The organism is Streptococcus sp. X13SY08, from assembly GCF_001182825.2.
GTDB lineage: Bacteria > Bacillota > Bacilli > Lactobacillales > Streptococcaceae > Streptococcus.
Genome location: NZ_LFYO02000004.1, coordinates 104,604 through 119,373, shown reverse-complemented (window position 1 = coordinate 119,373; position 14,770 = coordinate 104,604). Strand labels below are relative to the sequence as shown.

The window sequence follows — 14,770 nt, the reverse complement described above, 5'->3', positions numbered from 1 at the left end:
AAAAAGAGCCTATTGGGCTCTAGTGGTGTTTGAAAACATTCCGTTATAAGAAAGAAATACTTTTTTATTTTAATTTTTTGTTTTTCCATTTTTCAATATGTTCTTGGCGATAGGAAGAATTACCTATGAAGCGGAGCACATTGAGAAGCGGGGTGCGGTTTTCACCAAAAATCCCTACCAATTCACTAAGAATGAGTACTCCTAAAATCAATCCAATCATAAGGAAGATGCCTCCCAATCGACTAGACACATTTAAGAGAAGTGAAATCAAGGAAAAGACAAAGGAGATGGCGTAAATGACCAAAACAGTTCCGCGATGAGTTAATCCAAGCGATAAGAGACGATGGTGCAAATGCATGCGATCTGCTTCGTAAAATTTTTGCCCCGAAAGTGTCCGTCTCACAATCGCTACGACTGTATCCGTAAGCGGAACCCCAAGAATAATCATGGGGGTCACGACTGCTACTGCTGTTGAATTCTTCAAACCTTGTAGAGACAAAACACCAATCATAAAACCAATGAAAAGAGCGCCAGTATCGCCCAAATAAATAATAGCAGGATTATAATTATATGGTAGAAAACCTGCAATAGCTGCCACCAAAACAAAAATCGTCAAGGTCAAAAAGATACTACTATCTGGCAAAAAGAAATAGGAGACAATCCCCATTGTCATCAGGGAAATAATGGAAACGCCACATACTAAACCATCCAATCCATCAATGAGGTTGACCGCGTTTGTAATCGCCACAATCCACAAAACGGTGAGACAGAAGGACAACCACGGTGCAAAATGTACAAGAGGACCACCAAAGGGAATTTTGAAATCATCGAAACGGAAATCTGTAAAAATCCAGATAATAGAAGCTGCAAGCAACATTCCCATCATTTTCGGCATAGGACGTAATTCCTTAATATCATCTAACAAACCTGTCAAAATGATAATCCCACCCGCAAGAACGATGGGGAAAATATAGTTCAAATAGGTGCCATGGAAAGAAATCCGCGTCACAATAGCAGGTAAAATCCACAAGCTAGAAATAGCAAAAGCAAAAAAGATTGCTAATCCTCCAGCTGTCGGCATAGGAATCTTGTTAATCCGACGAGCATTGGGGTTGTCTACCGCACCGATACGAAAGGACAAAAAACGAACCAGAGGCGTTACGAGAGCCGCAATGACCAAGGTTGAAATCAAGACAATGATATACTTGAGCGCAAATGGAATCATACCAAAGGCACCTTTCTTAATTCATCTACCGCATCTACTGGCAAAAGCAGTTGACCATGCTCCTGTAAGTAAGGACGGCTAACGTGCGCATCATCTGCATGCTCCAACATCCGTGATAGTAAATAAATAGGATAGCAGGCAGGCTTATTTTCTACATGCAAAAGTACTGTCATATAGTATTTGTCCGCCATCTTGTAGAGCTCAGAAGTATCCATCTCCACATCTGTCGAACGAGCAAATTCGACCGCTTTTTGTAACTCGGGAAATTCCAGAATATAGTAGACATAAGGCTGTGTGAGAGAATCTTCTTCCTCAGCCTCTTCTTCCGCTTCGACCGCTTCCAAGTGACGGTGCGCTTTATGATCCTCAGCCGTCTTCTCACGCATCGTTTTTTCAATCGTCTTCAAGAAATCATCCGGAGTCATTTGAGAAATATCTTCCAGACTTGCCAAATCCGTCAGCTCCTCAAAATCAATATTTTTATCTAAATCAGACTTGGTTACAAAAACATCAATTTTATCTGGCTTAGGTGTCACTCGAAAACTGAGCATCCCACTCTCCCGAAAGGTCATCGGCAAGTCCAACTCATCCAAAACGGTATAGAAAAATTCTTCCGTCTTTTCTTGTGGAATAAGAAAATCCGCTAATTCCATACCTCGATCGTCTAAATCTTCTAATTTAATCGTAATTTTCAGCGTTGAATCGCTGATTTGTTTCATCTTCATGTCTTTACTCCATACATTGTTATCTTTCCATTATACAAGAATTACTTGTATTTTACAAAAGAAAGACCATAATGGACCTCCCTCAAAAAGGCTACTTTGCGATAGCCTTTCATTTTTAAAATAAGAAACGAATTCCTGCATAAACCAACAAAAGTGCCCCAAGGACAATTCGGTATTGTCCAAATACAGTAAAATCGTGTTTTTTGACATAGTCTGTCAAGAAGCGAATAGCTCTGAGGCTGACAAAATATGCTGTCACACTGGCGATCAAGAGCAAGAGCACCTGAAATCCTGTCAATGCATTCCCATCTATGAAATATTTAACAGCCTTAAGACCACTATAGCCAAACATGGTTGGAATCGCTAAGAAAAAAGTGAAATCAGCTGCTACCGAACGACTCGTTCCTAAAATAATGGCTCCAAGAATGGTAGCTCCAGACCGGCTGGTTCCTGGAACGATACTCAATACTTGGAAGCAACCAATAAGAAGTGCCGTTTTATAAGACATTCGCGCCAAATCGGTTACCTGAGGAACAACTTCCTGATTGCGTTTCTCAATCCAGATAAAAGCAATTCCATAAACGATCAAGGCAATGGCGACAGGTACCATAAAGTTAAAATGCGCTTCAAACCAGTTATCCAAAGGCACTGCAATCAAAATAGACGGTATGCAAGCAATCACAACCTTAGCCCATAGTTGCCAGGTCAGGCGAACTTCATGTGCTGTTTTCCCAGGTTGAAAGGGATTTAGCTTTTTAAAATAAATCGTCATAACTGCCAAAATAGCTCCCAGCTGGATGACGATATTGAACATATCCATAAATGATTTGCTTTGGTTCAGTTGTACGAATTCTTGCACCAGAATCAAGTGCCCTGTGGATGAAACGGGCAGCCATTCAGTAACCCCTTCGATAATCCCAAAAAACAGAGCTTTTAATATCTCAGAAAACATAACGACTCCTTGATGATTTTTTTCTATTATAACATAATTTCTTCTTATTTAAATTTCATTTTTATTTAGCCAATAACATTGCAATTTATCTGAATTTTTTATACAATAGAACGACCATTAAAAATTACTAGATTATAGAAGGAGAAACACATGAAAAAGAAAGTCTTAACTATTCTTGTGGCATGGATGGCACTCTTCTGCATTACAACTCCCGTTTCTGCTGATGATTATCTTCGAGTCGGTATGGAGGCAGCCTATGCTCCCTTCAACTGGACACAGGACGATGACACCAACGGGGCAGTGCCTATTGAAGGAACTAATCAATACGCCAATGGATATGATGTTCAAGTTGCAAAGAAAATCGCTGCAGACATGAACAAAGAAGTTTTGGTAGTCAAAACCAAATGGGAAGGTTTAGTCCCAGCCCTTACTTCTGGAAAAATTGACATGATTATCGCTGGTATGAGCCCAACTGAAGAGCGTAAAAAGGAGATCGCTTTTTCTGATAGCTACTACACTAGCGAACCCGTCCTAGTGGTTCGTCGTGATGGAGACTATGCTGATGCAAAAACCATCAATGATTTTGCAAATGCAAAAATCACTGCTCAGCAAGGTGTCTGGCATGTGGATTTATTGCCACAACTAGTAGACGCTAAATCGCAAACGCCTATGGGTGATTTTGCACAAATGCGTCAGGCACTAGAGGCTGGTGTTATTGATGCCTATATTTCAGAGCGACCTGAAGCTATGACAGCGGAAAACGCCAACTCACATTTTAAAATGGTGACTTTGGAAAAAGGCTTTGAAGTTTCAGAGTCAGATGCTGCTATCGCTATCGGAATGCGTAAGAACGACCCACGTATCGCACAAATCAATAAAACCTTAGCAACATTTTCAACAGAAGACCAAGTTTCTCTAATGGATCAAGTCATTACAGAGCAACCGTCGCAAGGCGAAGAAGCTACAGAGGAAGTCAATTTCCTGACACAGGTAATGACGATCGTTAAAAATAACTGGTCTTCACTCCTACGCGGGACTGGTATGACCTTACTGATTTCCATCATTGGTACTTTGGTCGGAACCTTGATCGGTCTCCTTATTGGCGTTTTCCGTACTGCACCAAAGTCTGCTAACAAATCAGTCGCTATTTTGCAAAAAATATTTGGTTGGTTCCTCAATGTCTACATCGAAGTCTTCCGTGGTACACCCATGATTGTACAATCTATGATCATTTATTATGGTACTGCACAAGCTTTTGGTATCAATATTGATCGTACTTTGGCGGCCATTTTCATCGTGTCTATTAATACTGGTGCCTATATGAGTGAAATTGTCCGTGGTGGTATATTCGCTGTAGATAAAGGACAATTCGAAGCCGCTACCGCTCTTGGATTTACCCATGGACAAACCATGCGAAAAATTGTCTTGCCACAGGTTGTCCGCAACATTCTTCCAGCTACTGGTAATGAATTTGTCATCAACATCAAAGATACTTCTGTATTGAATGTTATTTCCGTGGTTGAACTCTATTTCTCTGGAAATACCGTGGCAACTCAGACCTATCAATATTTCCAAACCTTTACAGTAATTGCTATCATTTACTTCATTTTAACCTTTACTGTCACGCGCATTCTTCGAGCGATCGAAAAACGTTTCGACTCCGATTACTACACAACCGGCGCAAATCAAATGCAAGTAGAGGAGGGCCCACATGTCTAATCCCATTTTAGAAATCAAGCATCTCAAAAAATCATTCGGACAAAACCAAGTCCTCAAGGATATTTCCCTTTCTGTAAATCCTGGTGAAGTGATTTCAATCATCGGATCATCAGGTTCCGGAAAATCGACCTTCCTTCGTTCCATTAATCTATTGGAAACTCCGACAGAAGGACAGATCCTTTTCCACGGTGAAAATGTTCTTGAGAAAAATTACGATGCAACGACCTACCGCGAAAAATTAGGAATGGTCTTCCAATCCTTTAATCTCTTTGACAATCTCAATGTCTTAGAAAACGCCATCGTCGCACAGACAACTGTCTTGAAACGCACGCGTTCAGAAGCCGAAATCATTGCCAAAGAGAACCTCAATCGCGTTGGAATGACGGAGCAATATTGGAGCGCTAAGCCTAAACAATTATCCGGTGGTCAAAAGCAACGGGTCGCCATTGCACGCGCGCTCTCCGTTAACCCAGAAGCCATGCTCTTTGATGAGCCAACTTCTGCCCTTGATCCAGAGATGGTCGGCGAAGTTCTAAAAACCATGCAGGTCCTGGCAAAATCTGGGCTGACCATGATCATCGTGACCCATGAAATGGAATTTGCTCGTGACGTTTCTGATCGTGTCATCTTCATGGATAAAGGTGTTATTGCCGAAGAAGGATCGCCAAAACAAATCTTTGAAGAACCTAAAGAAGAACGGACACGTGAATTCTTAAAACGCTTCTTGAAATAAGGAGTTCATAAAGTTTCTCAAATCTAGTTAGTTTTCCCAAACAAAAAATACCAGTCAATCACTTAATGGCTGGTATTTTTATATAAGAAAAAGCGAGGAAGACCTCGCTTAAACTCTTGATTAATTTTCAAACTTTTTATGGTTTTTATCGTAAAAATCAATCAATCCAAGAGCCGTTGCAAATGAAATGTTGTCGATTTTAGCGCGACCTTGTGCAAGGGCGATAATAGACATCTCACGGGCATTTGTTTCTTTGCTGATACGGTAGCCAGTGATTTTTTTATCACGGACCCAACCAACAACAGCGGCTACTTTTTCATAACTAGTCATTAGAAACCCCTTTCCTTTGTACTAATAGAGTACCATTATAGTACAACTTATACATTTCTGTCAAGGATTTTCTTGACATTCTTCAAAAAATAGTAGGAATCGACTGAAAATAATAACATTTTCTAATGTAATCTTATCTATTTTTTTCTATCAGTTCACTCAGAAAAAAGGGGGATGCTTTTATTTACTTGCTTTCAATGCAGAGAGCACCTGCGTACGAATATCATCTACTCCATTTGGTGTATTGGGCAAGAAAAGGGTTTGATTACCGTGACTAGCAAAAGTATTAAGAGTATCCAAATATTGGTTGGTCAATAAAATCGCCATAATCTGCTCTTCTGTCATGCCAACATTAGCTTCTTTCAGTTCAGCAATGGACTCTGCTAATCCATCAACGATAGCTTTACGTTGTTGGGCAATACCGACACCGTGAAGGCGATCTTTTTCAGCCTCCGCTTCGGCCGCTGTAACGATTTTGATTTTATCTGCTTCTGCCAATTCTTGTGCTGCCACGCGTTTACGTTGTGCCGCATTGATTTCATTCATGGATTGCTTCACTTCAGCATCAGGCTCAACTTTGGTAATCAAGGTTTTGACAATGATGTAGCCGTAAGTTGACATTTCCTCTGCCACTTGTTTTTGAACTTCAAGGGCAAAAGAGCGTCTTCAATATAGGACTTAATCTGCGCTTCTGGATGCATCAGTTTGTAATAAGCGTCAATGACATTTTGCTCATTCACACGATATTGAGTTGCAACATTCATGGTCACAAATACATTATCCTGTGTCTTAGTTTCAACGACGATTTCACTTTGCAAAAGACGAAGTTGAATACGCGCCGCAATCACATCAATGCCAAAAGGAATTTTGAAGTTAATCCCCGATGTTGAGGTGCGCTGGTATTTACCAAAACGTTCGATAATAGCTACAGTTTGTTGCTTCACCACATACAAACCTGAAATAATTAAAACAATGACCAAAACTAGTAAAATAACTAGAAAAACTGAAATTCCAAACATATTATTCTCCTTTGCTTGCATTTCATCAAGCGACTAAATGCTTCTAGACGACGGATAAATCGGCTAAAATCTTCTTTTTCTCCTAGCGTTATCCCGATTAGGACAGGTCCTGTTCCCTTATTTGATCGCTTGATATATTCAAAACGAGTAATATCATCATAAGGACCTAAGATATCATTTACAAATTCTCTTAGGGCATCAGGCCTTTGCGGGAAATTGACGACAAAATAGTGTTTAAGACCGGCATAAATTAATGACCGTTCTTCCATCTCCGGCATACGGTTGATATCGTTGTTCCCACCTGAAAGGATACAACAGATGGTTTTTCCTTTGATATCTTCTTTGATCACCTCCAGCGCAGCAATTGCCGCAGCACCTGCGGGCTCCGCTACAATTCCCTGCTTATAATAGAGGTCAATAACGGTTTCTGAGATCCAACCTTCATCTACACTGATAAGCTGATCTACATACTTGCGAGCAACCTCAAAAGTGCTAGCTCCGACCTGCTGTACGGCAATTCCATCTGCGAACTTATCGATCTGCTTCAGCTTGATCGGCCTTCCTGTATCAAAAGCAGCCTTCATAGACCTAGCACCACTGGCTTCAACGCCTATAATAGCAATTTCCGGAGTCTGGTCCTTCGAGTAGGTCGATACTCCCGCAATCAAACCACCTCCACCAACTGGTACTAAAATCTGATCAAAGTGAATTCCTGTCTGAGCTGCTTGCTCTAAAATCTCTACCGCTACCGTTCCTTGTCCCGCCTGAACGTTGGGATTATCAAAGGGATCGATGAAGGTTTTACCTTCTTGAACAGTATAATCTTGGGCTGCTTGTGCTGATTCATCAAAGGTATCACCTACTAATTTGATAGTCGCATAAGGACCACCAAAAAATTGAACTTGCCCGATTTTTTGCTTCCCTACAGGTATAAGCAACCCCTTGGGCATGATTTCCAGCAGATGCGCAAACAACTCCGCGCTCTTTTTCTTCCTGACTCAGCTGCGAAATGGCGCAGTAGGCACCCCGAATCTTAAAGGACCTGACACGTTGCTCATTTTCACGTTTGATGAAAATGCATGCTTGATATTTTTCTGATAAATAAGAATCATAATCCAGCGAAGTCTGGATGACGACATCTTTGAGGACAGCGTGTGCTGCTTGGATGGTTTTAGCCGAAATCATCATTCTCCTCTTTTCATCTGATTAATTTTTTATTATAACAAATTTTTGGAAAAAATCCAGTGTTTCTTGAAGCGATTTCAAAATATTTTCCATGAGATATTTCCAAATAGAAAACAGAATGAAGCCAGCTTGCACTAACTCCACTCTGACTTCTTATTGATAGATTTTAAAGGTCTCATCGTCGTTACGATTGACAAAGGGCATAGCTTTACGAAGCTCAGCTCCGACTTTTTCAATCTCCAAGCTCGCTGTTTCCTGACGGTAAGCTTCCATGCGTGGACGGCCAGATTTGTAATCGTTGATAAAGTCGTGGGCGAATTTCCCATTTTGAATATCTGCAAGTACCGCCTTCATATTTTCTTTGACTTGATCGGTAATCACGCGCGGACCGGATACATAGTCTCCAAATTCAGCCGTGTTTGAGATAGACTGACGCATTTTCTTGAAGCCACCTTCATAAATCAAATCTACAATGAGTTTCATTTCGTGAAGGACTTCAAAATAAGCCAATTCCGGAGCGTAGCCCGCTTCTGTCAAAACTTCAAAACCTGCTTCCATTAGGGCTGTCAATCCTCCGCAGAGAACGGCTTGTTCACCAAAGAGATCTTCTTCTGTTTCCTCCTTGAAACCGGTCTCTAAAAGACCCACTCGAGCTGATCCAATGCCCTTAGCCCAATCCATAGCAATATGTTTGGCTTGTCCAGTTGCATCTTGGTAGACTGCATAAAGTGCTGGTACACCAAAGCCTTCTTCAAATGTGCGACGTACCAAGTGCCTAGGTCCTTTCGGTGCACACATGAAGACATCTACGTCTACAGGCACTTTGATAAATTCAAAATGAATATTGAAGCCATGTGCAAAACCAAGAGCATTTCCGGCTTCTAGATTTGGAGCAATTTCTTGGGTGTAGAGATCTGATTGGATTTCATCTGGCGCCAAAACCATGATAACATCTGCTTGTTTGGTTGCTTCTGCGACTGCAAAAGTTTCGAAGCCATCTTCTTTTGCTTTGTCAAATGATTTACCGGCACGGACACCGATAATCACTTCATGACCGGTGTCACGCAAGTTTTGTGCGTGGGCATGACCTTGCGATCCATAACCGATTACAGCGATTCGTTTGCCTTCTAGGGCTGGAACGGTTATATCTGCTTCATATTGCATATTTACTGCCATAGGGTTCTCTTTTCTTTTAGAAAGCTAGTTGATTTTTTTAAGTCAAGGAAAGGGGTTGGGTTTTACTAGTCTCGGCTAAAGCCGGTTGCACCCGTGCGGGCAATATTTTTGATACCATAAGGCTGAATGACACGCAGGATAGCTTCAATCTTATCGCTATCTCCTGTCATCTGAATAGTAATCGAGTGAGGCGCAACATCTACCACACCGGCACGAAAAGGTTGGATAATGGCCAAAATCTCAGCGCGCTTATGGGCTGGAGCAGAGATTTTCACTAATAGTACTTCCCGTTCCAAATGCGGAATATCTGTGATGTCCCGTACATGCACGACATCAATCTGGCGATTGAGTTGCTTGGTGATTTGCTCGATCTCATCTATCTCAATCGGCATGGAACCCAGTCCAAGTAAGGTTGAAACGACCGGAATACGATAACACTCCGCAAAAGCAAGCAATTCCTCTTGTGCACCTGCGTAGTTGACACCCCCACCTGCGAGTATCAAAGGGGAGTTAGTTTCTGAGAGAGCCTGTAATAGTTTTTTGATCTGCAAACCATTTGGCTCAACAGTCGGCTGATAGCTTGGCAAATGAACTATCGGATCATAATAAAAATCTACTTCGCGTTCCTGTACATCCTTTGGAAGATCAATGACGACAGGGCCAGGACGACCAGTTGTAGCAATATGAACAGCTTCCGTAATCATTCGAGGAATATCTGCAGTGTCACGAATTTGGTAATTGTATTTCGTAACTGGCATAGTTGCACCAATAATATCCGCTTCCTGAAAGGCATCCTTACCAATGCCAGGTGTCGCTACCTGACCTGTAAACACCAGAAGAGGAACACTATCGCCCATGGCATCCGCAATACCGGTGATTGCATTGGTTGCCCCAGAACCACTCGTCACTAAGGCTACGCCAATTTTTCCACTTGATTTGGCAAAACCTTCTGCTTCATGGACTGAACCTTGTTCATGGCGGCCCAAAATATGGCGAATACCCTCAAAACGATAAATTTCGTCATAGAGTGGCAAGACAGCACCACCCGGATAGCCAAAAATCGTATCCACACCCAACTTTCGTAAGGTATCGAGTACCAAAAACGATCCGGTTTGTGCTTGATCTAAAGCAATTTTTTCCACAATATTCCTCCTTCCTCATCAGCAACTATGCATTCTGCTCAATGATTTTCTTTATATCATATCACAAAGAAAGGAAAAGCCAATGGAATATTCTGAAAATTCTACCATTTAATTTTCACTCAGCTATTATAGCCAAAAAAGATAATAAAAATGGTTACATAAAGAAAAGCTACCAAAAATAGAAGGTAGACTATACCTAGCAGAATTTTGGAATTGCGGGACAAATTGAGCTCCTTGTGATGACGAAGAAATCCAACGCCTAGGAACAAGACTCCCCCCCCATAAAACAATCACTAATAAACGAAACGGTAACATTATGATTCCTCCTTTTTCTCTTATTGTATAATTTTTCTAGAATAGGATATAAACAAAAGAGAGCGGGACAAAAATTGATCATTTCTTAGAGATTTGATTTTTCAGTACTTTTTCCATTTTCAGGTACTGACCTAAAACAGTCTAGTAGGCTGTTTTACTCCCGCCTACGCATAGTTGAACAGACATGAAAAAGCTGGTGTATGGCTATATTCCATGCCACTCAAGCACCGCGTCTTGTCATTGTCTTATCAATGAAATAAAAATAGGAGGCTAGGACTTCTGTCCCAGCCTCCATCATCTATCTTTAAGGCACATAGGTTTCTTGTGGAATTTCCACGTATACTCCTAACGATGCCGAAACTGCATCCAATCGTGCTTGAAAAGCCGATTTTTTAGCCTCATCTGTCAACTTATCTACTTCTACTTGGGCAGTAGCAATGACTTCTTGTGAAGGGGAGTATTCTGCTTGAACGACTAGATTTTCAATCGCTGTTTCTTGCTCTTTTAAGGCAATGGCTTGACTAACAGCATCTAATCGTGCTTGAAGGGCTACTTTTTGCTCAGCGTTAGCTAAACCATCAACAGCAACTTGGGCAGTAGCAAGAGTTTCAGCTGTTTGGCTCACTTCCGCTTCCGCAACGAACTTTTCTGCTTCCAAAGCTTGGTCCAGTTGCTTCATTTTTTCTTGAAGGTGGACACGATCGGATTCATTCTCTAACGTGTCAATTTTTTCTTGGGCTGCAACGATATCCTCTGCTGCTAAACTTTTTTCTGCTTTTGCAACAGCATGTTGAGCTGCTAAAATGGTGCTCTTCATTTGCGTGATGGCAGCTGCTTTCGTATGTCGATAATAAGTATAAGTCAACCCACCAACTGCTAGCAAAATCATAATCCCAAATAGCAGAGCAATATTGCCTTTTTCTACTTTTTTCATTCTATTCTCCTTGTTTTCGTTCTTATTTATTATATAAATACATACATATGATGTCAAGTCCTATCTATATGAGGAAAAATTTCTTACACTTAAATAAAATAGCTTATTTTCAACCTGATTTTAGAAACGTTCCTTATAAGTATAGGTATTTGCAACTATTTTCTAAAAAACTGCTGCTCTCTTTTCCATCTCCTTTGTATATCCTCCTTTAAATTTTATTTTATAATCTCCTAAAACATTCAACTAAGTTTGCAAAGACCTATGGTATAATGTGCTTATGAAACAGATAAAACCTTCTCTTATTTATTTTTTCTTCTTTCTTCTTTGTAGTATTGGTCTAGAGTATGAGCTCTCTGTCTTCTATGGTGCAAACCTCTCTAATCAGCAATATCTACTAACCTTTGAAGGGGCTAATCATCATCGCAACAGTCATTCTCTTCCATTTTATTTGGAATTCACCTTACGCGACTTGGCAGACACCTCTTTCTATCCACCTCGCTATTCTAGGAGCAGCGTTCTTACTCTTCTTCAGATATATTTTATTGGACAGCAAACAGTCTCTTTCCTAATAAGAAAGGGATTGTTTCTTTTTATACATAAATTTCAAACTTTTACAGAATATTCTGCATTTTTATGCTATAATAGCCCAAAATAAAATTTCTCCTTAGGAAAAGCGAGGGAAAGGATGTTTGTATGACAGACACTTCTAAGCAAGAATTTCGCCATCGTAGTAGAGTCTACGACAGTATGGTCAAATCTCCCAACCGTGCTATGCTTCGTGCAACAGGCATGACAGACAAAGATTTTGGAAAACCTTTCATCGGTGTCATTTCAACATGGGCTGAAAATACACCGTGCAACATGCACCTGCATGATTTTGGAAAATTAACTAAAAAGGGAATTAGCGATGCTGGCGGATGGCCAGGCCTGTACGGCACCATTACTGTTGCGGATGGAATTGCTATGGGGACAGACACCTGGAATGCGCTTTTCCCCGACATCACGTGATATCATTGCAGATTCTATTGAGGCAGCTATGGGTGGTCACAATGTGGATGTTTTTGTGGCAATCGGGGGCTGTGATAAGAATATGTCAGGTTCTATGATAGCTATCGCCAACATGGATATTCCTGCCATTTTTGCTTATGGAGGAACTATTGCACCTGGGAATCTCAAGGGAAAGAAAATTGATTTAGTATCCGTTTTTGAAGGGATTGGCAAGTGGAATCACGGCGATCTAACAGAAGAAGAAGTCCGCGAAATTGAATGCAATGCCTGCCCCAGATCTGGTGGCCGTGGAGGAATGTACACTGCCAATACTATGGCAACAGCCATCGAAGTCATCGGCATGAGCTTACCTGGATCCTCTTCACACCCAGCAGAGTCTCCTGAAAAAGTTGCCGATATCGAAGAGACTGGTCGAGCGGTTGTCCACATGCTGGAAATGGGTCTCAAACCATCTGATATCATGACCCGTGAAGCCTTTGAAGATACCATCACCGTGACCATGGCACTCGGCGGATCCACCAACGCCACCCTTCATCTCTTGGCAATGGCTCACGCTGCTAATGTGGATTTGACCTTGGAAGATTTTAATGATTTCCAAGAGCGAGTGCCTCACTTAGCAAACTTGAAACCATCTGGACAATATGTTTTCCAAGATTTGTACGAAGTTGGTGGCGTACCTGCTGTCATGAAATATCTCTTAGCAAATGGTTTTCTCCATGGCGACCGTATCACGTGTACAGGTAAAACGGTGGCTGAAAACTTAGCAGCATTTGATGATTTGACGCCTGGTCAAAAGGTTATCATGCCACTTGATAACCCAAAACGTGCGGATGGTCCATTGATCATCCTTAAAGGAAATTTGGCGCCAGATGGTGCTGTCGCTAAGGTTTCCGGTGTCAAAGTGCGCAACCATACTGGTCCAGCCAAGGTCTTTGATTAAGAAGAAGAAGTCCAAAAGGTGGTTCTGGTATGCCGGAAATGCTCTCGCTCTCATCTATGATAGTCGGAAAAGGGCAAGGTGATAAGGTTGCCCTTCTGACCGATAGTCGTTTCTCTGGCGGAACCTATGGCCTAGTTGTCGGGCACATTGCTCCTGAAGCTCAGGATGGTGGTCCCATTGCCTATCTTCATACAGGAGACCTGGTCACAGTTGATCAAGATACCAAAGAAATTACCATGCATGTTTCGGATGAAGAAGTAGAGAAGCGCAAACAAACAACTGTCATTCCACCACTTTATAGCCGTGGGGTTCTGAACAAACTGGTAAACAATAAGAGACAAAATCCCTGAGGAAAATGAATTCCCTAGGGATCTTTTTTATCCAATTTTAACAATCGTTCGCCCGAGATGACAGCCTTCTTTGATAGATTGCAGGGTCGTAGGCAGCTCTGCCAGAGAAATCTCTTGAACGTGCAATCTGTCTACAATCTGCCATTCAGTCGCAAATCGTTTCCAAATCGCGCAGCGTTTTTCATGAGAAATCTGAACCGAATCAACACCCAGAGCTTTTACACCGCGTCACCATTATAGGCAATCTGAAGTATGAGATGAGCTACAACATCACCCCCCACCGTATCTAAAACAAAGTCATATTGAGGCTTTAGGAGTAAAGGATTTTCTTTCAAAAAGACATCTTCTGGACGGATCATTTTCTGAGCCCCCAAACCAGTGACCAATTCTTTCTGGTAATCTTTCCGAATAAGAGCGGTGACCCTTTCATAGCCAGAAGCTGCTAAGATAGCTAAAGCAATCGAGCCCACACCTCCACTAGCTCCCGTAACAAGGATGCGAGGTGATTGTTCTGGCTTTAGCCCCACTTCTTCCAAAGCCGCTATCGATAGACCTGCTGTCAGACCTGCCGTCCCCAAAACCATGGCATCTTTCAGAGTCAAATCGTCTGGTAAAGGAACTACCCATTCATGAGGCACGCGCGCATACTGGGCAAAACCTCCTGTATGTGACATGCCCATCCCATAGCCTGTTACCAAAACTTCCTGACCTGGACTGAGAGTCGAGTCAGATGAAGATACGACGCGCCCCGCTAAATCAATACCTGGAATCATAGGATAGGAACGGATAACGCCCCCTTTTTTCTGAACAGCCAGCATATCCTTATAATTAACCGAACTGTAGACAACCTCAATAAGGGTATCGCCCTCACTCAAGTCTTCCAAACCAATCGTTTGAATCCGCTCTTGATTCTTCTTCATATTGATGATTTCTCCTTAATTTTTCCTCATTGTACCGAATTTATGAAGCGATTTCAAGTCAAAAAGAGTGTGGGACAATAGTTTGAGAACTCAACCA

The 14,770-nt window shown here is 41.6% G+C and carries 10 protein-coding genes and 4 pseudogenes; 3 read left to right on the top strand and 11 right to left on the bottom strand.

Translation table 11 applies throughout. The annotated features are described in order from the left end of the window. Positions 1 to 64: 64 nt before the first annotated feature. From AEX56_RS07950 to AEX56_RS07940, 3 genes are all read right to left on the bottom strand, one after another. Positions 65 to 1,225 (bottom strand): glycosyltransferase family 4 protein, encoded by a 1,161-nt coding sequence (locus tag AEX56_RS07950; RefSeq protein WP_049618635.1) that lies wholly within the window; start codon positions 1,223 to 1,225, stop codon positions 65 to 67. After that, entirely contained in the window at positions 1,222 to 1,950 is a 729-nt protein-coding gene (gene mecA, locus AEX56_RS07945; RefSeq protein WP_049618634.1) for an adaptor protein MecA, read from the bottom strand. The genes AEX56_RS07950 and mecA overlap by 4 nt, the downstream gene beginning before the upstream one ends. 115 nt (positions 1,951 to 2,065) lie before the next feature. Beyond that, positions 2,066 to 2,902: an undecaprenyl-diphosphate phosphatase gene (locus tag AEX56_RS07940; RefSeq protein WP_049618633.1), complete on the bottom strand. Its 837-nt coding sequence runs from the start codon at positions 2,900 to 2,902 to the stop codon at positions 2,066 to 2,068. Between the two features lie 150 nt (positions 2,903 to 3,052). On the opposite strand from AEX56_RS07940, the gene AEX56_RS07935 reads away from it, so the two are divergent. Then, on the top strand, positions 3,053 to 4,621 hold the full coding sequence (locus AEX56_RS07935) for an ABC transporter substrate-binding protein/permease (protein ID WP_049618632.1): 1,569 nt from the start codon (positions 3,053 to 3,055) through the stop codon (positions 4,619 to 4,621). After that, positions 4,614 to 5,354: an amino acid ABC transporter ATP-binding protein gene (locus AEX56_RS07930; RefSeq protein WP_049618631.1), complete on the top strand. Its 741-nt coding sequence runs from the start codon at positions 4,614 to 4,616 to the stop codon at positions 5,352 to 5,354. Before AEX56_RS07935 ends, AEX56_RS07930 begins: the two co-directional genes overlap by 8 nt. A 120-nt stretch (positions 5,355 to 5,474) precedes the next feature. Here AEX56_RS07930 and AEX56_RS07925 read toward each other — a convergent pair whose 3' ends face one another. The 7 genes and pseudogenes from AEX56_RS07925 to AEX56_RS07900 form a co-directional block, all read right to left on the bottom strand. Further along, positions 5,475 to 5,684, bottom strand: a complete 210-nt coding sequence (locus tag AEX56_RS07925) for a capsule biosynthesis transcriptional regulator (RefSeq protein ID WP_049618630.1) — start codon at positions 5,682 to 5,684, stop codon at positions 5,475 to 5,477. Positions 5,685 to 5,864: 180 nt separating this feature from the next. Then, positions 5,865 to 6,703 (bottom strand): annotated as a pseudogene (locus tag AEX56_RS07920) (SPFH domain-containing protein). Then, positions 6,679 to 7,888, bottom strand: a pseudogene (gene ilvA / locus AEX56_RS07915) (threonine ammonia-lyase IlvA). Before ilvA ends, AEX56_RS07920 begins: the two co-directional pseudogenes overlap by 25 nt. A gap of 153 nt (positions 7,889 to 8,041) precedes the next feature. Further along, the gene (ilvC, locus tag AEX56_RS07910) at positions 8,042 to 9,064 is read right to left on the bottom strand and encodes a ketol-acid reductoisomerase (protein WP_049618629.1); all 1,023 of its coding nucleotides are present in this window, start codon (positions 9,062 to 9,064) and stop codon (positions 8,042 to 8,044) included. Between the two features lie 65 nt (positions 9,065 to 9,129). Then, entirely contained in the window at positions 9,130 to 9,456 is a 327-nt protein-coding gene (gene ilvN, locus AEX56_RS09165; protein ID WP_236683039.1) for an acetolactate synthase small subunit, read from the bottom strand. After that, positions 9,445 to 10,206, bottom strand: a pseudogene (locus AEX56_RS07905) (thiamine pyrophosphate-binding protein); the annotation flags it as partial. The gene ilvN and the pseudogene AEX56_RS07905, both read right to left, overlap by 12 nt. 619 nt (positions 10,207 to 10,825) lie before the next feature. Continuing rightward, positions 10,826 to 11,455 (bottom strand): GA-like domain-containing protein, encoded by a 630-nt coding sequence (locus AEX56_RS07900; RefSeq protein ID WP_049618628.1) that lies wholly within the window; start codon positions 11,453 to 11,455, stop codon positions 10,826 to 10,828. A gap of 693 nt (positions 11,456 to 12,148) precedes the next feature. Here AEX56_RS07900 and AEX56_RS07895 point away from each other — a divergent pair. Next, positions 12,149 to 13,723, top strand: a pseudogene (locus tag AEX56_RS07895) (dihydroxy-acid dehydratase); the annotation flags it as partial. 248 nt (positions 13,724 to 13,971) lie between these two features. Here AEX56_RS07895 and AEX56_RS07890 read toward each other — a convergent pair. Next, positions 13,972 to 14,673 (bottom strand): alcohol dehydrogenase catalytic domain-containing protein, encoded by a 702-nt coding sequence (locus tag AEX56_RS07890; protein ID WP_236683036.1) that lies wholly within the window; start codon positions 14,671 to 14,673, stop codon positions 13,972 to 13,974. Positions 14,674 to 14,770 lie beyond the last annotated feature (97 nt).